Annotated in this window: 19 protein-coding genes and 7 tRNA genes; 16 read left to right on the top strand and 10 right to left on the bottom strand. The window is 45.4% G+C overall.

All coding sequences use genetic code 11. The features are described from left to right. Positions 1-57 precede the first annotated feature (57 nt). The gene (locus tag V7M78_RS01630) at positions 58-195 is read right to left on the bottom strand and encodes a hypothetical protein (protein WP_333645749.1); all 138 of its coding nucleotides are present in this window, start codon (positions 193-195) and stop codon (positions 58-60) included. Positions 196-920: 725 nt separating this feature from the next. Between V7M78_RS01630 and V7M78_RS01625 the strand changes: the two genes are divergently transcribed. The 3 genes from V7M78_RS01625 to V7M78_RS01615 all read left to right on the top strand — a co-directional run bounded on the left by V7M78_RS01625 (position 921) and on the right by V7M78_RS01615 (position 1973). After that, the gene (locus V7M78_RS01625; protein ID WP_333645747.1) at positions 921-1328 is read left to right on the top strand and encodes a BlaI/MecI/CopY family transcriptional regulator; all 408 of its coding nucleotides are present in this window, start codon (positions 921-923) and stop codon (positions 1326-1328) included. Between the two features lie 212 nt (positions 1329-1540). After that, positions 1541-1714 carry a hypothetical protein gene (locus tag V7M78_RS01620; RefSeq protein ID WP_333645745.1) on the top strand — a complete coding sequence of 58 codons (174 nt, stop codon included), beginning with the start codon at positions 1541-1543 and terminating at the stop codon, positions 1712-1714. A gap of 13 nt (positions 1715-1727) precedes the next feature. Next, a complete protein-coding gene (locus V7M78_RS01615) occupies positions 1728-1973 on the top strand; it encodes a spore coat protein (RefSeq protein ID WP_333645743.1) in 246 nt (81 codons plus the stop codon). Positions 1974-2111: 138 nt separating this feature from the next. Here V7M78_RS01615 and V7M78_RS01610 read toward each other — a convergent pair whose 3' ends face one another. From V7M78_RS01610 to V7M78_RS01590, 5 genes are all read right to left on the bottom strand, one after another. Beyond that, entirely contained in the window at positions 2112-3293 is a 1182-nt protein-coding gene (locus tag V7M78_RS01610; protein WP_333645741.1) for a SpoIIE family protein phosphatase, read from the bottom strand. After that, a complete protein-coding gene (locus V7M78_RS01605; protein WP_333645739.1) occupies positions 3293-5026 on the bottom strand; it encodes a [Fe-Fe] hydrogenase large subunit C-terminal domain-containing protein in 1734 nt (577 codons plus the stop codon). The genes V7M78_RS01610 and V7M78_RS01605 overlap by 1 nt, the downstream gene beginning before the upstream one ends. A 2-nt stretch (positions 5027-5028) precedes the next feature. Beyond that, on the bottom strand, positions 5029-5268 hold the full coding sequence (locus V7M78_RS01600; protein WP_333645737.1) for a (2Fe-2S) ferredoxin domain-containing protein: 240 nt from the start codon (positions 5266-5268) through the stop codon (positions 5029-5031). Between the two features lie 87 nt (positions 5269-5355). Further along, the gene (gene ade, locus V7M78_RS01595) at positions 5356-7128 is read right to left on the bottom strand and encodes an adenine deaminase (protein WP_333645735.1); all 1773 of its coding nucleotides are present in this window, start codon (positions 7126-7128) and stop codon (positions 5356-5358) included. Between the two features lie 16 nt (positions 7129-7144). Further along, a complete protein-coding gene (locus V7M78_RS01590) occupies positions 7145-7975 on the bottom strand; it encodes a purine-nucleoside phosphorylase (RefSeq protein WP_333645733.1) in 831 nt (276 codons plus the stop codon). A 158-nt stretch (positions 7976-8133) separates the two neighbouring features. On the opposite strand from V7M78_RS01590, the gene V7M78_RS01585 reads away from it, so the two are divergent. The 3 genes from V7M78_RS01585 to V7M78_RS01575 are packed head-to-tail and all read left to right on the top strand — an operon-like array spanning position 8134 to position 10595. Next, a complete protein-coding gene (locus tag V7M78_RS01585; RefSeq protein ID WP_333645731.1) occupies positions 8134-9204 on the top strand; it encodes an ABC transporter substrate-binding protein in 1071 nt (356 codons plus the stop codon). A 35-nt stretch (positions 9205-9239) separates the two neighbouring features. Further along, the gene (locus tag V7M78_RS01580; protein WP_333645729.1) at positions 9240-10013 is read left to right on the top strand and encodes an ABC transporter permease; all 774 of its coding nucleotides are present in this window, start codon (positions 9240-9242) and stop codon (positions 10011-10013) included. 3 nt (positions 10014-10016) lie between these two features. Beyond that, positions 10017-10595, top strand: a complete 579-nt coding sequence (locus V7M78_RS01575; RefSeq protein ID WP_333645727.1) for an ABC transporter ATP-binding protein — start codon at positions 10017-10019, stop codon at positions 10593-10595. Positions 10596-10670: 75 nt separating this feature from the next. Here V7M78_RS01575 and V7M78_RS01570 read toward each other — a convergent pair whose 3' ends face one another. Continuing rightward, positions 10671-11378, bottom strand: a complete 708-nt coding sequence (locus V7M78_RS01570) for a hypothetical protein (protein WP_333645725.1) — start codon at positions 11376-11378, stop codon at positions 10671-10673. 503 nt (positions 11379-11881) lie between these two features. On the opposite strand from V7M78_RS01570, the gene V7M78_RS01565 reads away from it, so the two are divergent. The 10 genes from V7M78_RS01565 to V7M78_RS01520 all read left to right on the top strand — a co-directional run bounded on the left by V7M78_RS01565 (position 11882) and on the right by V7M78_RS01520 (position 13718). Continuing rightward, positions 11882-11956, top strand: a tRNA-Pro gene (locus V7M78_RS01565). A gap of 45 nt (positions 11957-12001) precedes the next feature. After that, positions 12002-12072: transfer RNA gene (locus V7M78_RS01560), tRNA-Gly, on the top strand. Positions 12073-12075: 3 nt separating this feature from the next. Next, a tRNA-Arg gene (locus V7M78_RS01555) sits at positions 12076-12149 on the top strand. Positions 12150-12181: 32 nt separating this feature from the next. Further along, positions 12182-12257 (top strand) — tRNA-His (locus tag V7M78_RS01550). Between the two features lie 39 nt (positions 12258-12296). Then, positions 12297-12368 (top strand) — tRNA-Gln (locus V7M78_RS01545). 3 nt (positions 12369-12371) lie between these two features. Further along, a tRNA-Lys gene (locus V7M78_RS01540) sits at positions 12372-12444 on the top strand. Between the two features lie 13 nt (positions 12445-12457). Further along, a tRNA-Leu gene (locus V7M78_RS01535) sits at positions 12458-12537 on the top strand. A gap of 256 nt (positions 12538-12793) precedes the next feature. Further along, complete coding sequence (locus V7M78_RS01530) at positions 12794-13042, top strand: GlsB/YeaQ/YmgE family stress response membrane protein (RefSeq protein WP_333645723.1); 249 nt, start codon at positions 12794-12796, stop codon at positions 13040-13042. A gap of 34 nt (positions 13043-13076) precedes the next feature. Further along, a complete protein-coding gene (locus V7M78_RS01525) occupies positions 13077-13328 on the top strand; it encodes a CsbD family protein (RefSeq protein ID WP_333645721.1) in 252 nt (83 codons plus the stop codon). 195 nt (positions 13329-13523) lie between these two features. Next, on the top strand, positions 13524-13718 hold the full coding sequence (locus V7M78_RS01520; RefSeq protein WP_333645719.1) for a hypothetical protein: 195 nt from the start codon (positions 13524-13526) through the stop codon (positions 13716-13718). Between the two features lie 3 nt (positions 13719-13721). Here V7M78_RS01520 and V7M78_RS01515 read toward each other — a convergent pair whose 3' ends face one another. From V7M78_RS01515 to V7M78_RS01505, 3 genes are all read right to left on the bottom strand, one after another. Beyond that, positions 13722-15401, bottom strand: coding sequence for a S8 family peptidase (locus tag V7M78_RS01515; protein ID WP_333645717.1), 1680 nt, complete (start codon positions 15399-15401; stop codon positions 13722-13724). Positions 15402-15523: 122 nt separating this feature from the next. After that, positions 15524-16378, bottom strand: a complete 855-nt coding sequence (locus tag V7M78_RS01510; RefSeq protein ID WP_333645715.1) for a carbohydrate ABC transporter permease — start codon at positions 16376-16378, stop codon at positions 15524-15526. Positions 16379-16384: 6 nt separating this feature from the next. Continuing rightward, positions 16385-17314, bottom strand: coding sequence for a carbohydrate ABC transporter permease (locus V7M78_RS01505; RefSeq protein WP_442914609.1), 930 nt, complete (start codon positions 17312-17314; stop codon positions 16385-16387). Positions 17315-17324 lie beyond the last annotated feature (10 nt).

Below are 17324 nucleotides of genomic sequence, written 5' to 3'. Positions count from 1 at the left end.
TTCAGAGAAGATTGGAAAAGACATATTTTTGACAAACAAAACAGAGCAGATAGAGATTCATACATAAAAATCTCTATCTGCTCTATTATAAATGTTTTCTATATAGTTATTTTCCGTTGGTACAGCAGAAAAGGCCGTCATACTGACAATTAACGACATAATTAATATTAATGCAAAATTTAATAACTTCTTCATATAGTTTTCTTCCTTATCAAAAAGCAAGGTGAATCATTAAAACTACAGATACACATAAAAGTATGAATAAAATATTTATAACGAAATATATAGATGCAGTAAAGAAATTCTTGCGGGTCAACTGTTTACGATTGCACCACAAAACGGTTATAAGTGATGCCAGGTTTGCAATTAATATCATTGCAAGCATCCCATATATTAAGAATAGATACCCAGTCAGTATCTTGACTCTAAAAATCAACAATACCAGTATACCTATCCCTAATACAAAGGAAGCCAAACTAATTCCAATATGAACTTTATAATTTTTCACGAATATCCCTTTTCTTCCTTAAAATAAAAATATAATATTATATTACAGAATTTCAATATACTTGTTTTGATTTTTTATTCACACATCTTTCTTTGTTTTCTTTAATTACATTTTCCCATACCCTTAACTTAAGCAAAATGGCCTCATCAACTAGAATCCAGATCATTTATTGGAATTCTTCATTTCTCTTTTAGATGTATTTAAATGTCAATAACACGCTAAAATTGATAATAGTTCCAGCAAAAGTTAAACTTATTTACTTTTTAATAACCTTATATGTCCATAGCTTATAATAGAATAATACCTTTGTCAATAACGATTTTAATTTTTAAATTATATTAATATTTATTTACATTTTTATATAGACAAACTATAATGTAAATAAAAAAACAAAAGCAAGGAGATGCATAATATGTTAGTCAAAAATAGTATGAATTCATGTTTTTTCCTTACAAGCAAAGAAGAAGCCGCCATGAAAGTTTTATGGGCATCAGATACCCCTTTAAGTGCTGCCGAAATTGCCGAAAGAATTCCTGACAGAACCTGGCCTACAAGTTCCATTCAAAGCATTTTGAGGACACTGGAAAAAAAGAATGCGATTAAAGTGGCTGAAATAACAAAAATCGGAAAGTCTTATGGCCGTTTGTTTCGGCCAACGACATCTGCCAATGAATACGCTTTTATGCAGTTTAACAGATATTACCAGGGAGATGATCAAGGTAGCTTGTCTTTAATATTAATGCTTTTGGGGCAGAAAAGCAGCAAGGAGAAATTCATCGAAGCCTTACAGGAACTATTGAATCAATACAAGGGAGAATAGTTTATGGCATTAACACCATTCTCGTTCCTAATTTCACTTATGCGGGTAAGTATCTTTGTAATATTAAAACACAAAAAACTCCCATAGCCTGCAGGTCTTATGATGAAAATGCAGGCTACGGGGATTTTTTATTTTATTGATAAATTTTTCTGATAAATTTCACTGATAAAAAAAGTAGAAAGCATCCATACTAAGACAGGAGGTGATAAAACATGAGCCCAAAGGAATTAAATTATATCGAGGATGCTCTCGGACACGAGAAATTTTTAAAGACCCAGTGCCAGGAGGCAGTACAGAATCTGCAGGACCCTGAATTAAAGTCCTGCGCAGAGCAGCTTATGCAAAAGCATCAGCAGATTTTTGACAACTTCTATAACTTAGTGTAAGGAGGAACCACCTATGGATGACAAGTGTATTATGGAGAACCTGCTCCACACAACCAAGGGCGTGTGCAACCTATATCTGCATGGAACCATTGAATCCCCTACCATGAATGTGCATCAGGCATTTGACAACGCCTTAAACGATAGTTTATGTATGCAGGATGACATCTACAAAAAGATGTCCTCAAAGGGATGGTATACCACAGAACAGGCAGAGCAGCAAAAGATTACCAAGGTAAAAAACCAGTTTGCAGGCATGTAACAAAAAGAAAAAGCTATGGGAAATCCCATAGCTTTTTCTATGACTTCATACGTGTGAATAATTTTACATATGTATATGATTTAATATCTATTCATATGAAGCTTTAAAAGTCCCCGGCAGCGTGAATCTTACATCTGTTTAATAATAATTTACCGTAACTTTTTTCCCCATCTCTCCTGCTGTCTGTTTTAGCTGCTCCACCAGATTCTGCCGGATACCCAGATCAAAGGGCAGTCCAGGATTCTGATAAGCGCTGTTAATGGCTCTTCCCACATACAGATTAAGCTCCGTACAATCCTCTATAATCATCTTAGCTACCATGGAAGCCCCGTTTGGCTGGTCCAGCTCCAGGAAAAATTCTTCTGAAACAGATTCGTTATTTACATAGCGCTTCAAAAGCTGCAAGACTCTGTTCAAGGTTAAAACCCCTTCCGTCACCAGCTCAATGCCGTCAATAAAGGCAATAGGCGGAATGTCCGGATCATTATAATCCAGCGACACATCCAGTTTCTTTCCGGTCACTCTGGATACGATGTTTGCGCTGGTCCCTCCGCAGACAATTCTCTTTACCCCCTCGTCTCCGGAAAGAAAATCCTTAATCATCCCCTCGTCATCGTCCTGTCTCTTTGGAGGCCCTGTCATCAGGTGAACCGGCTTCCTGTCAATGATCCGCATAACCGCCACCGTGGTGTCATCTCCGGGCCTGAACTGATAAAGCTCATCGCAGGCTCTGCTGAGGGCGGTCGCCAGACGCACCGCAGATATGGTCATACGGTACTGCTTCACCGCATAAGCTGCCAGCTCATCCCACTGCCATCCAAAGTTCAGCAGCTGCCCTACCCCCGCATGAATGGTTCCATCGCTCATCAGGACCAGAGCGTCCCCTTTTTTCACACGAAAACGGTATTCATTGATCTGTTTATCCCGTATGACTCTGGAATTCTTAGGGATAGAAACCAGACTTCCGTTTCGGATAAAGATGCAGCCCGGATTGTCAAATTCCACCAGATAGGCTTCCCCGCTGTTAAATACCTGAAGGATGCTGAAGGTAGAATAAGCCACCTGCCGCACCTGACACACCGGAAGAGTCTCCACAATGGTTTCCACACACTCATCTAAGGTGGCCCCGTTTAAAAACATGGTCCCCAGAATCTTGGAGGTCATGGTAGCCAGAATATTGGCCTTTACCCCGCTGCCCATGCCGTCGGCAAGAATCATGATGTTGGAGTCCCCTGTATGTAAAATCTCAACCTTATCTCCGCATAATATTTCACTGAATTTATTCAAGCTTTTGTATGCAACATCAACCGTAACTCCCATCACCTGACCTCGCTTTCGCTTCCCTCTTCCAATAAGGACCGGCAAAGCTTCGTTAATGTGGTCTTGGTTTCGGCTGTTGTCTCACCCAGAAGTCCGGCGATTTCCTGAGCCACCATCATCTGCTTGCGAATGACCTCCTGGGCCAGTTCAATGGTCTCCAGCTTCTTTTCAAACTCCTGCCTTGCCTGCTCCTCGGCCTTGGTGATATCAATAAAGGTAGCCAGTACCACATCCTCTTTCCCAATGTATACAATGTTTTGGAGGGTGGAGAAGCGGTATTCGCCGTAGGTCACCTTTTTTCCATGAATATTCTGATGGGAATCATAAACCCACTGAAAATCAGAAGGGTCAATCAGCTCGTATAAGTACATATCCAAAGCTTCCTGCCGGTTCTTTCCGAAATATTTCTCTCCCACTGCCGAATACTCCAGAATCTTCATATCCTTATCCACAATCAAAACAATGTTAGGAGATGTTTCCATAACCAGATTGGATAAGGATTCCGCCTTTTCGTGCATAAATGGGATGCACATATTAAGCTCCGCCTTTTTCTGGAACACAGCCACAGCCTTTTCCCGGCAGGTGGAATAGCCGCAGGCACCGCAGTTCAGCTCATCCTCAGGCCTGGTCTTTCCGATCTGTTTTAAAATATCCTGAATCTGAACCTCCGTAGGCATCCGCTCCCTGGGTGCCCGGTCCGCAAACCGTTTTCCAAAGGAAATGGATTCCAGCACCTCATGAAGCTCTTCTTCAGGCACCGGCTCCCGTTTAATGGACTCTTCCATATCCAGCTTCACCTTAAACCGGGATATGCCCCCTGTGTCCACAGCAGGGCCCTTGATGCAGCCTCCGGAGCACATGTTCATCTCAATGAAACAGCCCTGAATATCTCCTCTCATCATGCTTTCGCACAAATCAATGCAGTTTCTGGAACCATGGACATAAAACTTCCGGTATCCATCCTTTTCCTTCTGTCCGGCCAGAACAGAATTCACCACTCCATTGGTGACCGGGTAAAGGCGGTTGACTCTGGGATTAAAGCTTTTAAAGGGTATATCTTCACAATCCTCTATGGCAATGTCCTCCTCAGAAAGCCACCGCAGAATATCATTGAAGTTAAGGACCGCATCAATGTACTCTCCGTGGCGGCTGTCCTGGGATTCCTTTTTCTTCGCAATACAGGGGCCTAAAAATACCACCTTCACCTCAGGTCCCATTTCCTCCTTGATCAGCTTTCCGTGGGCGATCATGGGAGAGACTACCGGAGCCAGATAAGGAATCAGCCTGGGGTAGTAAATTTCAATCAGGTCATTGACGCTGGGACAGCAGGTGGTGATGATGTTTTCCATCTCCCCCTCCTTTAAAAGCCTGGCATACTCCGCTGTCACCAGAGCCGCACCCTCTGCGGTCTCCCGGACATCGGCAAAGCCCAGCTTTCTCAATGCCCCGTTTATCTGTCCGATGGACCCATAGGGCAGCAGCCCCATATAGGACGGCGCCAGGGAAATGATCACTGGAATTCCTGATTTTATGTAGCCTTTAACCAGCTCCAAATCGCTGACCAGGGTTTTGGCGGACTGAGGACAGACCTTCATGCATTTTCCGCATAAAATGCATTTATCCTCCATGATCTCAGCCCGCTCATCCTTAATCATGACTGCCTTGACTTCACAGTTGCGGACACATTTATAACAGTGCTTGCATTTCATAGACTTGAAATCAATGATCCCCATGATTACAGCCTCCCTACTATTTCTTTTTCAAAAAACTCCTTTGTATCCTCCGGCTTTAACGAATAAACCTCCCCGTTCAGAGTAACGCAGACACCGCTTACACAGTGTCCGCTGCAAAATGCTCCGTTTAAATCGACCTGGCCTTCAAGGCGGTTCTCCTTTACGAGGCTCTGAAGCTGGGTAATAATTTCCCTGGACCCCTTTAAGTGACACGCACTTCCAATACAGATTGTTACTCTCATGAATATTCTCCCTCCAAATTACATTCGGCCTGTAAGTAACCCTTTGGGATAATTATCGCATATTGTTATATTATTATCAATATAGTTTTACTGATTACCTGTATTTTTTGGAGTACAGTTAATCATGACCTCCTCAATCCTCTGCTCCTCCACATTAATCAGGCCGTAGGTGTTAAGCCGGAGCTTGGGAATGACGGGAAGGCTGGCAAAGGCCAGCGTCATAAAGGGATCAATACTTTCTCCGATTCCAAGGTCTCTTGCATGGGCTTTCAGCTCCTCCAGCTTCTCATCCACCCACCAGGCCGGCTCCTCGCTCATAAGCCCGGCAATGGGCAACGGAAGCTCTCCTAAGACCTTTCCATCAGCCACAATTGCCAGACCGCCCCGGTTCTTTCTCACAGTGTTTCCGGCCAGAGCCATATCCTCATCATTGGTGCCTGCTAAAATCAGGTTGTGGGAGTCATGGGCAATACTGGTGGCTACTGCCCCCCGCTTTAATCCATAACCGCCTAAAAAGCCCAGACCCATATGGCCTGTATTGTGGTGGCGCTCCAGCACCGCCATTTTTACGATGTCCTGTTCCACATTGACACCGGGTGCAGTCCCCTCCTGCTCTGTCCAGGGAGCCAAAAGCTCTGTGGTGGTCAGTTCTCCGGGAGTCAGGCAAAGAACCCGGATGGTATCTCCCTTTTTCTCCATACGCAAGTCTTCGGGGCAGATTTCCTTTAACCGGAAGGAATCTCCCACTCTGGCTGGAGTTTCCACGCTCCGCATTTCTGCTGCCAGAATCTCTTCCTTCATCACGCCGTTTTCCGCAACCAGCTTTCCGTTTTTATAAACCTGTTTGACTTCAAAATTCTCTAAATCAGAAACCACCAGAAGGTTTGCCTTGTATCCCGGTGCAATGGCTCCCACCTCAGAAAGTCCGAAATACTGGGCTGCATGGAGAGAGCCCATAAGGACTGCGTGAATGGGATCAGCCCCCAGGCTCACTGCCCTTCTTATGATATAATCCAAGTGGCCCAGCCTGGTTAAATCTCCCGGATGCTTATCATCAGTCACCAGCATACAGCGGCGGTAATAAGGCTCTTTAAACAAGGGAAGCAGGGCTTCCAAGTTCCTTGCCGCAGTGCCCTCCCGGATCATGACCCACTGGCCTCTTCTGATCTTTTCTATGGCCTCTTCTGCATCGCTGCATTCATGGTCAGACTGCACCCCGGCAGCCACATATGCGTTTAATTCCCTGCCAAAAAGCCCCGGCGCATGGCCATCAATCAGCATCTTTTTCTTTCTGGCATCCTCCACCTTGTCAAGAATCCCTCCGTCAGCCCTTACGGTCCCATAGGAATTCATAAGCTCCGCCAGTCCCAGCACCCGTTCCTCCTCATAGAGGGGCGCCAGGGCCTCTGCGTTTAAGATAGCTCCCGACTCATCAAGCCCTGTGGCCGGCACACAGGAGGGAAGCATAAAGTACACATCAAGGGTAAGTCCCTTGGTCCGTTCCATCATAAAACGGATTCCTTCCGTTCCCGCCACATTGGCAATTTCATGAGGGTCTGTAATAACGGCCTGGGTTCCGTGGGGCACCACGGCCTTTTCAAACTCTCCCGGAGCCACCATAGAGCTTTCTAAATGAATGTGCCCGTCAATCAGTCCGGGGCAGACGATCTGGCCCCCCAGCTCGATCTCCGTCTGTCCCTCATAATCCCCTATTCCCACAATATATCCGCCTTCAATGGCAATGTCCCCTGTTTCCAGCTCTGCCGTAAACACATTGACCACCTTTGCATGTTTTAACACCAGAGATGCTTTTTTTGCCCCTGACGCAGCCAGTATCCGTTCTGTCAGCATCCGTTCCATAAGAAATATCCTCCTTTTATTTTCCGGCAAATCCTGTAATGGAAGCCGTAATTAACCGTTTAAACTGTGGTGCAACCCTGTCCGCTGTTTCCTGTACCTCCGTATGGCTTAAGGGCTGGTCTAAAATCCCGCAGGCCATGTTGGTGATACAGGAAATGCCGCACACCTCCATGCCCATATGCCTTGCTGCAACTGCTTCGCAGGCTGTGCTCATTCCCACTGCATCAGCCCCTAAGATGCGGCACATGGAGACCTCTGACGGAGATTCATAGGCTGGTCCCGTAAGCTGCATGTAAACCCCTTCTCTGAGACCGATTCCCTCTTCTTTTGCAGCATTCTTAATGATCTGCTGCAATCTCCTGCTGTAAACCTGGCTCATATCAGGAAATCTGGGCCCCAGCTCCTCTATGTTTGTTCCCAGAAGCGGGGAGGGAACAAAGGTGGAGATATGGTCCCGGATCAGCATGAAATCTCCCGGATCAAAGTCCTTATTGACGCCTCCTGCCGCATTGGTGAGAAACAGGGTCTTAGCGCCCATAAGCCCCATAAGCCTGGCCGGAAGCACCACGTCAGTCATGGGATATCCTTCATAGTAATGGACCCTCCCCTGCATGATCACCACCGGAACCTGATTCACATATCCGAATATAAATCTGCCTTTGTGTCCGGCAACCGTTGACACCGGAAATCCTTCGATGTCCTTGTACTCGATGGAGGCAGATACTTTAATTTCCTCTGCATACTCCCCAAGACCGGAACCCAGAATCAAAGCCGCCTCCGGAACAAAATCAGTCTTTTCCCTCACGCTTTTCAAGCAGTTTTCCAGCTTTGCATATACTTCATTCATATGTCTTTTTTCTCCCTTCTATATTGTACATAAATGATGTTAAGACAGATGTTTTCAGTATACCACATTTGCGGTTATATCTGTATCTATATTTTGACAATTACAGGGAAATAATGGTATACTGAGGCTGTCCGAAAGGACGGAAAGTGAGGAGAATTATGAGAAAAATATTATCCGTATTAACAGCTCTTGCCATGACAGCCACGGTTTTAGCCGGCTGTGCCAAAGGAGGAGCAGAAACCACGGCAGCTCCATCTGAAACAGAAACCTCTGCTTCTGTGACCACAGCAGAAACTTCTTCGGAAGAATCCAAGGCAGAGGAAGCTCCGGAAGCCAAAGCTTTGAGAATCGGTTCTTTAAAAGGACCTACCTCCATGGGACTTGTGGAATTAATGGACAAGTCTGAAAAAGGCGGAGCAGAAGGTTCCTATGAATTTACCATGGTCACTGCCGCAGATGAGCTTCTGGGGAAAATTGCATCAGGGGAGCTGGATATCGCACTGGTACCTGCAAACATGGCTTCCATCATCTACAGCAAGACTAATCAGGGAATCAGCGTCATTGACATCAACACGTTAGGCGTGCTTTACGCAGTATCCTCTGACGACTCCATTAAAACCACAGGAGACTTAAAGGGAAAGACTGTATACTTAACCGGAAAAGGAGCTACACCGGATTATGCCTTCCGCCACGTGCTTAAGGCCAATGGACTGACTGACAGCGACGTCACCCTGGAATATAAATCAGAGGCGGCTGAAGTGGCTGCCATCTTAAAGGAAAAGCCAGACGCAGTGGGGCTCCTTCCCCAGCCGTTCGTAACGGTTGCCCTGGCTCAGAATGATGCTCTGAAAATCGTTTTAGATCTGACAAAGGAATGGGATGCCGCCGGAATCGAAGGCAGCGGAAGCCTGGTAACCGGAGTGACCATCTGCCGCAACGATGTTTTAAAGGAGCAGAAAGAAGCTGTTGAAACCTTTATGGCCGAGCATAACACCTCCGCTCAGTATGCCAATTCCAACACAGCCGAAACTGCTGCCCTGGTGGCTGCAGCCGGAATTATCGAAAAGGCTCCCATTGCGGAAAAGGCCATTCCTTATTGCAGCATCACCTATGTTGACGGGGAGGAAATGAAATCCCTGCTGAGCGGATACTTAAAGGTACTATTTGATATGGACCCCGCTTCCGTAGGAGGAACACTTCCGGCTGATGATTTCTATTATCTGCCGTAATCAGGAAAAAACGAACTTAGAAAGAGGAGATTTCCATGATAAAACTGACAGCCCGGCCTTTTAAAAAGGCCGTCATCATCCTTTTCTGGCTTATCATATGGCAGGCGGCAAGCCTGGCTGTGCACAACAGCATTATACTGGTGGGCCCTTTGGAGGTAGGCAGGTCCTTATGGATTCAGGCGGCCCTGCCGGGCTTTTGGAAAACCATATTTCTCTCCTTTGGAAAAATCAGCTTTGGATTTTTTCTGGCTTTTTCCTCAGCAATCCTGGCAGGAGGCCTCTCCTGCCGTTTTCCTTTTTTCAAAGATCTGCTGGAGCCGCCTGTATCCTTAATGAAGTCGGTTCCTGTGGCTTCCTTTGTCATCCTGGCGCTGATCTGGACCGGCTCTGAAAACCTGTCGGTTTTCATTTCCTTCCTGGTGGTATTTCCCATCATTTACATCAATACCAGGGCAGGATTTATGAGCACGGATCCCAGGCTCCTTGAAATGGCAAAAGTCTTTCACATGTCTCCCGGAAAAAAGCTCATCTTCATCTACCGCCCCGCCCTTTTGCCCTATCTTATCAGCGGCTGCAGGGCTGCCCTGGGCATGGGCTGGAAATCAGGTATTGCCGCAGAGGTTATCGGAGTGCCAAACTATTCTATCGGGGAAAAGCTGTACATGGCTAAAATCTACTTAAGCACCGGGGACTTATTTGCCTGGACCCTGGTGATCATCGTAATCAGCGCATTTCTTGAAAAATTCGTGCTGTGGATTTTGGGACTGGCTGTTCCTGAACCGGAACAACCTAAGAGAAGGGGGGTCTGATGGATGGAACTTAAGATAAAGGATCTGTCAAAAGCCTTTGGAAATCTTCAAGTATTAAACCAGGTAAGCCTCACTCTCCCGTCAGGCCCTATTCACTGCCTTATGGGCCCTTCCGGTTCAGGAAAAACCACATTTCTGCGGATTCTTCTTGGGCTTGAGCAGGCTGATTCCGGCACAATAGAAGGTTTGAGGGGCAAAAGAGCCTCCGCCGTATTCCAGGAGGACAGGCTGTGCGAAGCCTTCAGCCCGGTGGAGAACGTAGCTATGGTTCTTCCCGGCTCTGTTTCCCGGAACAGGAAAGGGGCCTATGAAGAGCTTTTAAGCCTGCTTCCGGAGGAATCCCTTTCCCGGCCTGTATCTACCCTAAGCGGCGGCATGAAGCGCCGTGTAGCCATTGTAAGGGCCTTATGTGCCCCTTCAGACATGATAGTGATGGATGAGCCCTTTACCGGCCTTGACGAGGCCACCAAGGGCTCGGTAATCCGGTATATTCTAAACCGCTCTGCCGGGAAGCTGGTCATTGTAAGCACCCATCAGGAGGAGGACGTGGGACTTTTAAACGGAATCACGGTAAGACTGTAAGAACTGTAAAAAAAGAAAGGCCCCTGAAGCCGGGAAATCAAATCAATTCCCGGGGCTTCAGGGGCCTTTCTTTTCTTATTTCAATTTTAATGAATCAAGGGCTGCTTCAATCTGACTCTCTACGTCGCTGCCTTCGGACTCAATGGTTCCTGCTGCGCTGATGTACTTCTTAGCTGCTGCATCATAGGAACCGGATATGGCGTAATAACGGATTCCGTCATCAGGAGTTTTATAACGGATAGAATAACGGAAGGTCTGGCTTCCGTTGCTGCCGTTTTCCACATTGTAACGGACAAATTCCATATCTTCGCCACGGTTGATCTGCTCTTTGTACTCTTCCATGGTATCCGGATAATTTTCACGGGAATCTTCCGCATCGTCGCCTTCCACGTAAATGACCTCCAGGGTGTCACTGCCGCTAGGAGAAGTAAAGACTGCTACGCTCTCGTCACTGTCTTCATCAATAATCCAGCCCTGAGGCGGTGTGATCTGGTATTTTCCTGATTTAGAGGTAAATACGCCTGCGTCTAAGGTTCCTGCTTCCGGTGCGCCCTTCGGTGCTTCTGTTGCAGAAGCCTCTGCGTCTTCTGTCCCGGACTCTTCTCCACTCACTTCTGATCCTGTCTCTTCCTCAGATCCACCGGTTGTATCCTGGGAACCTGCCTCGGAAGAGGTCTCTGTTTCTGTTCCTGCTTTTGTATTATCTTTGGAGCCACAGGCTGATGCCGCCATCATGACTGCCATCGAAATAACCATTGCTGCCAATAATTTGTTTTTTCTCATATAAACATTCCTCCTTATTCCATTGGTTTCTGGTAACGATGAGGATTATATCATTCCAGAATCGAAATGTACAGGGGATTAAAGGAACTGAAAGAAACACCAAAAATTCTTAATAATTTACGCAGCCATGTCCGGGCTGCTCTAATTCCGGCAGTTTTACCTTCTTATCCAGGCAGGAACTATATCTTTCTCGAATTACTCATAATTCTTTTACTTTATTTATGAAATCTTTATGGGCTGGTCAAACTTACGTCACAATTTTCCCGTATACTAAGTCTTGTAAGGAACTCCCCCCTTTTAATATTGACTTTTTATTTTTCATACTCAAACCGGCAGGAACATCTTTGATGGCCTGCCGGTTCCTCCATTTCTGGGTCTTAATCCTCTCATAAAACGGCTTAAACAAGCCATTTTAAAAACCTTGAAATTTTTTCTAAAAATATTGTTGACAAAAGTATATCCATCATATATAATAACTCTTGCGTTGCGGAAAAGCAATTCATCGGGGTGTGGCTCAGTTTGGCTAGAGTACCTGGTTTGGGACCAGGGGGTCGCAGGTTCGAATCCTGTCACCCCGATTGAGAAAAGCATTATTTTAATAATCACTTCTCTAGATATTCCGCGCGGGTGTAGTTCAATGGTAGAACACTAGCCTTCCAAGCTAGATACGTGGGTTCGATTCCCATCACCCGCTCTTGAGTCTGTAGCTCAGTTGGATAGAGCAACGGCCTTCTAAGCCGTGGGTCGGGGGTTCGAATCCCTTCAGGCTCATTTCACATCTCAGACCAAGGGTGTGAAATTATGGTGGGTATGGCGAAGTTGGTTATCGCGCCAGATTGTGGCTCTGGAGGCCCAGGGTTCGAATCCCTGTACTCACCTTTCCCTTTTAGGGAATTTTTTTTTATCAGGATTTGTTATTGGGCTATCGCCAAGCGGTAAGGCACAGGACTTTGACTCCTGCATTCGTTGGTTCAAATCCAACTAGCCCAGTATGGGATACTAGCTCAGGTGGTAGAGCACTTGACTTTTAATCAAGTTGTCCGGGGTTCGAGTCCCCGGTGTCTCATTGTTTTGTGTTTGCGGGTATGGCGGAATTGGCAGACGCGCCAGATTTAGGTTCTGGTGGGAGACCGTGCAGGTTCAAGTCCTGTTACCCGCAGTTGTACATATGATAAAGATATATCAGTTCACATATGATAACGAAACGCCGATCTACATATGATTAAGAAACACCAGAATTCCTTGTACATGCAAGGTTTTCTGGTGTTTTTATTTTTCACATAGTGATTTAATATAAATCCAAACTTCAAAAAAAACAAAATATATACACTTTTTCATTCAAATTAATTGACAAATCATATCAATTCGTGATATATTTTAGAATATCAAATCAATAATTAAGGAGGTGCATACATATGGGAATCTTTGGATGGATTATCATTGGTGCTTTAGCCGGTTGGCTTGCAAGTATGGTCACCGGAAATAATAGAAAGATGGGCGGTTTCGCCAATATCGGTGTAGGTATTGTTGGTGGTTTCATCGGCGGATTCGTTATGAATCTGTTAGGTGGAGCAGGTGTTACCGGCTTTAATCTTTGGAGTCTCTTTGTTGCATTTATAGGTTCAATAATCTTTTTATTATTATTCAACAAACTTCGCAGATAAAACAAATATAAGATAAGTAAAGGAGGCATAGTTTATGAGTGATTCTATTAAAAACAAAGCAAATGTACTTGCGGGTACTGTAAAGGAAAATATAGGAAAAGCTATAGATTCCGAACAAATAGAGCTGGAAGGCAAATTGCAGAAACTTTCCGGCGAGGCTGGAGAAAAAGTTAAAGAGGCAAAAAAGAAAGCCAAGGAAATTAGTGAGGAAGCTAAGGAAGCAATTGCCGAAAAGGCAAATGACCTCATTGATTCATTGATGGAAAAAAAGAAGGAAGAAAAATAAGCAGAAACAAAAGGCCGGCTATGGATGTAAAATCCATAGCCGGCTTTATTTCGCCTTATAAGCCTTTCCAATCTCTCCGATCTTTTCCAAATACCTTCTTTTTCCCGCATTTCATATATAAATAATTCAATTTATTCTATATTTGGTCTATACGTTTCCGACTTTCGTTATATAATTTTCTGGGAGGTGATAATCATGAAGCATTGGAAAAGCAAAAGGGACCATTATGAAAAGGGAGAATTAGACCGTCTGGAGTCCCAATCCAAGGAGACAAAGACCCCCCCTGCCCCGTCAGGAGAATTTGAAAGCATCATAGCCGAAATGGAACGCAGGGGAATTGAACCCAGAATCAGAGGAGAATTAAAAAACTTAAAAAACTCTACTAGATAAAAATTAAATCCTCATCTCAGAAAGCTGGGCAAATATCCGTTCCGCATCGATCCGCCCGTAGCCCCATATATTATTTGGATAATATTCCGGACTGTCACGCTGGGCTCCCCGGACGATGACCCGGTTGATCTGATTTCCGGTAATGGAGGTAAAATTGCCCTTGCTGTAAGACCATTCTATAACCATGGCCGCAATGCCGGCCGCATGAGCCGCTGCCGCTCCTGTGCCTGTAATGGTACCGTACAGGTTCCCAGGAAGGGCGCAGGACAACTGGTAGCCCGGAGCGCCGATATCAGGCTTGATTTGGCCCAGCCGGGTATAGCCTCTGCTTGATTCAGGAATAATGGTGTCATTTAGCTGGTTATAAGCCGTGACCGTAAGGGGATGCATGGCATCTCCCTGAGCGGTTATGGTGGTATTGGCATCCGCATTCAAGAAAAATGTCTCATTGGTCAACAGATTCCCCGAAGGCAGCCAGCTATGAAAAGAAAACGGCTCACTCTCATCACTTGACACACGGAATTGCCAGATTCCGGGATCAGTATTCTCAAACCGCAGCAAAATCAGCTGGTCTCCTGTCTCCTCTTCAAAATTAATGTTATTGACCCAGACAATAGTCTGGCTTGACTGGAATACCACCCTCTGACATGCGCCGAATAAGGGGTAGATGGTCTGGGAAGTTTCCCTGCCCGGTGTGGTGATCTCAATGGAAAGCCTGGAAGGCAGATAAGGCCATATCTCCATAAAGAACTTCCTGTCATAGCTTCCCACCTTGAGCTGGAAGCTTCCCATATAAGGAGCTCTTTCAATGCGCCCGAAATAATGTCTTAGGTTGTTTCCTTCATTTCCGGCAGACACTACAATGCCGATCATAGGCTGCTGTACAAGGTAATCTAAGTACATGCTCGAAGCTCCCCGCCCGTCATGACCGCCCTGGCTGCTGCCCATGGCAAGACAAATGATAATGGGCCGGTTTATCCGCTTTGCCGTTGTGACCAGATACCGGATCCCAAGAATAATATCCGATTCCTGATAACACAAGGCCCCTTCCGGAACGGAGAAAAGCTTTTTTAAATTGTCCTTGGCCTGTTTTAACTTTACCACCAGCAAATCCGCATCAGGAACCACGCCGCTGAAGGCATTTTCCGCATTGGGCCTTCCTGCCACTACGCTTGAGATGGCAGTCCCGTGAAGATGTTCATCAACGGAAGGAACGATAGAAAGAGGGTCCTCGGACATAAGGGCGAAATTAATCAGCTCCCTGGTATATTCTGCTCCAAAGGTAAAACCACGGGGCGGAATACTGCCCTCTTTGGTCTGATCCCATATTGCAAGAATCCTCGTTGTCCTGTCATGGTGCATGAACGCAGGATGGCGGTAATCAATGCCTGTATCCACAATCCCTATAATGACCCCTCTTCCAAAAAGAGCAAGGCCAGGATCTCCCTGAACAAATGGAACTCCGGATTTTTCCACGCTGATGGAGGATTCCAAGGTATAGAGAGCCGGAAAGTAATGATAAGCATTTTCCCCCAGATCACAGGCTTCCACTTCTTCCTTTCTGATATGCAGCAGAGAATGCATTTCATTGAGCAGCGTTACATTGTCCTCTGTATTGTGCTGCGGAACCACGGAATTACTGATGATCAGGTCATAGTACTTGTTATCCAGTATCTTTTCCATATCTCAGCCTCCTGTATGCTTAAGAGAGCATATGATACATTTTATGCAGCAGTTCTCTCATAAATCCCCAAAATAAAAAGGCGGAAAACCCGCAATGCGGATCTTCCACCTGATTCTTGTTATTACCCCTTGATTCCCGTCGATGCAATTCCTTCCACCAGATATTTCTGCATGGTCAGGAAAATGATGAAAATAGGAACCAGGGAAAAGGTTGCCATGGAAAACATGGCGCCCCAGTCTGAGCCCGAAGACGGGTCTGAGAACATTTTAAGGGCGTAGCTGACCGGATACTTTAACGGATCGCTTAAATAGAGCAGAGCCGAAAGGAAGTCATCCCATCTCCACATAAAGGAGAAAATAGCGCTGGTCACCAGAGACGGCTTAATGAGGGGAAGGATGATCCGGATAAATATGGAATAAATGGTGCAGCCGTCCATTCTGGCCGCTTCGTCTAAGTCCATGGGGATTCCTCTGATAAACTGCACGTTTAAGAAGATAAAAAATCCCTGGCCAAAGAACTGAGGCACGATAATAGGAAGATAGCTTCCGATCCATCCCATCTGGTTAAAGATAATATACTGAGGAATCATGATGACCTGGAAAGGAAGCATCATGGCTAACAGCATACAGGCAAACCAGATATTTTTAAACTTAAAGTCAATCCTGGCAAAGCCGTATCCAACAATGGCGGAGGAAATGACTGCTCCAACGGTGGAAAGGCCTGCAATGATAAAGGAATTCTTAAAAAACAGGGAAAAGCTGTAGCCTGCAAACCCCTTCCAGCCTGTTACGTAGTTTTCAACGGAAAACGTCTCAGGAAAGAGAGAAGTAGCAGTCCGGAATATGTCGTTGGTATTCTTAAAGGAGCTCATCACCATCCACAAAAGGGGATAGATCATCACGAATGCAAACAAAAAGGTGAATATGTGATAGATCGCTGTGACGGCCATTCGTTTTTCTTTATATCCTGTATTCATACTTCATCACCCTTCTGCTTCATAATGTACCCACTTTTTCTGAGTCTTGAACAGTACCAAAGTTATCAGGCCCACCACTAATACCATGAACCATGCCATAGCGCAGCCATAGCCTAACTTGTTATAAGTAAAAGAATTCTGATACATGTATACAGTATAGAACAGTGTTGCATCCCTTGGTTTACCCTGAGTAATAATATAACTCTGGGTAAATGCCATAAATCCATTGATCAGCTGGTTGATCAGGTTAAAGAAAATGGTAGGTGTCAGCATGGGAAGCGTAATCTTAAAAAAACGCTGAATGCCGTTTGCCCCATCTACAGTTGCAGCCTCATAAAGGCTTACGGGAATCTGCTTTAATCCTGATAAAAAGATAAGCATGGAAGAACCAAACTGCCATACAGCCAGAATAATCAAGGTCCACATAGCTGTATTCGGCCTTCCCAGCCATGCAATATCAGAAGGCAGCCCGACAATTCCCATGAGGGCATTGACCACACCGTCACTGGCAAACATCCTCTTCCAGAGAATAGCTACCGCCACACTGGAACCAATGATGGAGGGCAGGTAATAGACAGCTCTGTAAAAACCTGACAGCCTGCTGCTCTTTACAAGGAGCATAGCCACAATAAGGGCCATAATAAGCCGGAGAGGAACCGAAAACAAAACATAATACATGGTCACGCCAAAGACTTTCCAGAACTTGGGATCAGCAGTAAACATGGTCACATAATTTTCCAGACCTATAAAAACCGGTGCTTTTAAAATATTATATCTGGTAAATGAAAACCCTAAAGATAAAATCATGGGAACAGCCATAAAGGCCAGAAAGCCTATAATGAAGGGCAGGATAAATATATATCCTGCAACCTTCGGTGTGTTTAATATCTGAACCATTGATTTCTTTCTCTTGGGGGCCATTTGAACATTCTTCATCGTATCCCCT

This window comes from Lacrimispora sp. (genome assembly GCF_036758025.1).
Classification (GTDB): Bacteria; Bacillota; Clostridia; order Lachnospirales; family Lachnospiraceae; genus Lacrimispora.
The sequence above is the reverse complement of the archived record's forward strand: the minus strand, read 5'-3'. Positions and strand labels throughout refer to the sequence as shown.

What these genes read in the sequence shown, in the direction of transcription:
- V7M78_RS01585 (WP_333645731.1), top strand. Translation starts at nt 8,134, where the DNA reads ATGAGAAAAATATTATCCGTATTAACAGCTCTTGCCATGACAGCCACG.
- V7M78_RS01510 (WP_333645715.1), bottom strand. Translation starts at nt 16,378, where the DNA reads ATGAATACAGGATATAAAGAAAAACGAATGGCCGTCACAGCGATCTAT.
- V7M78_RS01615 (WP_333645743.1), top strand. Translation starts at nt 1,728, where the DNA reads ATGGATGACAAGTGTATTATGGAGAACCTGCTCCACACAACCAAGGGC.
- V7M78_RS01520 (WP_333645719.1), top strand. Translation starts at nt 13,524, where the DNA reads ATGAAGCATTGGAAAAGCAAAAGGGACCATTATGAAAAGGGAGAATTA.
- V7M78_RS01505 (WP_442914609.1), bottom strand. Translation starts at nt 17,314, where the DNA reads ATGAAGAATGTTCAAATGGCCCCCAAGAGAAAGAAATCAATGGTTCAG.
- V7M78_RS01515 (WP_333645717.1), bottom strand. Translation starts at nt 15,401, where the DNA reads ATGGAAAAGATACTGGATAACAAGTACTATGACCTGATCATCAGTAAT.
- V7M78_RS01570 (WP_333645725.1), bottom strand. Translation starts at nt 11,378, where the DNA reads ATGAGAAAAAACAAATTATTGGCAGCAATGGTTATTTCGATGGCAGTC.
- ade (WP_333645735.1), bottom strand. Translation starts at nt 7,128, where the DNA reads ATGGAACGGATGCTGACAGAACGGATACTGGCTGCGTCAGGGGCAAAA.
- V7M78_RS01630 (WP_333645749.1), bottom strand. Translation starts at nt 195, where the DNA reads ATGAAGAAGTTATTAAATTTTGCATTAATATTAATTATGTCGTTAATT.
- V7M78_RS01620 (WP_333645745.1), top strand. Translation starts at nt 1,541, where the DNA reads ATGAGCCCAAAGGAATTAAATTATATCGAGGATGCTCTCGGACACGAG.
- V7M78_RS01575 (WP_333645727.1), top strand. Translation starts at nt 10,017, where the DNA reads ATGGAACTTAAGATAAAGGATCTGTCAAAAGCCTTTGGAAATCTTCAA.
- V7M78_RS01600 (WP_333645737.1), bottom strand. Translation starts at nt 5,268, where the DNA reads ATGAGAGTAACAATCTGTATTGGAAGTGCGTGTCACTTAAAGGGGTCC.
- V7M78_RS01580 (WP_333645729.1), top strand. Translation starts at nt 9,240, where the DNA reads ATGATAAAACTGACAGCCCGGCCTTTTAAAAAGGCCGTCATCATCCTT.
- V7M78_RS01530 (WP_333645723.1), top strand. Translation starts at nt 12,794, where the DNA reads ATGGGAATCTTTGGATGGATTATCATTGGTGCTTTAGCCGGTTGGCTT.
- V7M78_RS01590 (WP_333645733.1), bottom strand. Translation starts at nt 7,975, where the DNA reads ATGAATGAAGTATATGCAAAGCTGGAAAACTGCTTGAAAAGCGTGAGG.
- V7M78_RS01525 (WP_333645721.1), top strand. Translation starts at nt 13,077, where the DNA reads ATGAGTGATTCTATTAAAAACAAAGCAAATGTACTTGCGGGTACTGTA.
- V7M78_RS01625 (WP_333645747.1), top strand. Translation starts at nt 921, where the DNA reads ATGTTAGTCAAAAATAGTATGAATTCATGTTTTTTCCTTACAAGCAAA.
- V7M78_RS01605 (WP_333645739.1), bottom strand. Translation starts at nt 5,026, where the DNA reads ATGGGGATCATTGATTTCAAGTCTATGAAATGCAAGCACTGTTATAAA.
- V7M78_RS01610 (WP_333645741.1), bottom strand. Translation starts at nt 3,293, where the DNA reads ATGGGAGTTACGGTTGATGTTGCATACAAAAGCTTGAATAAATTCAGT.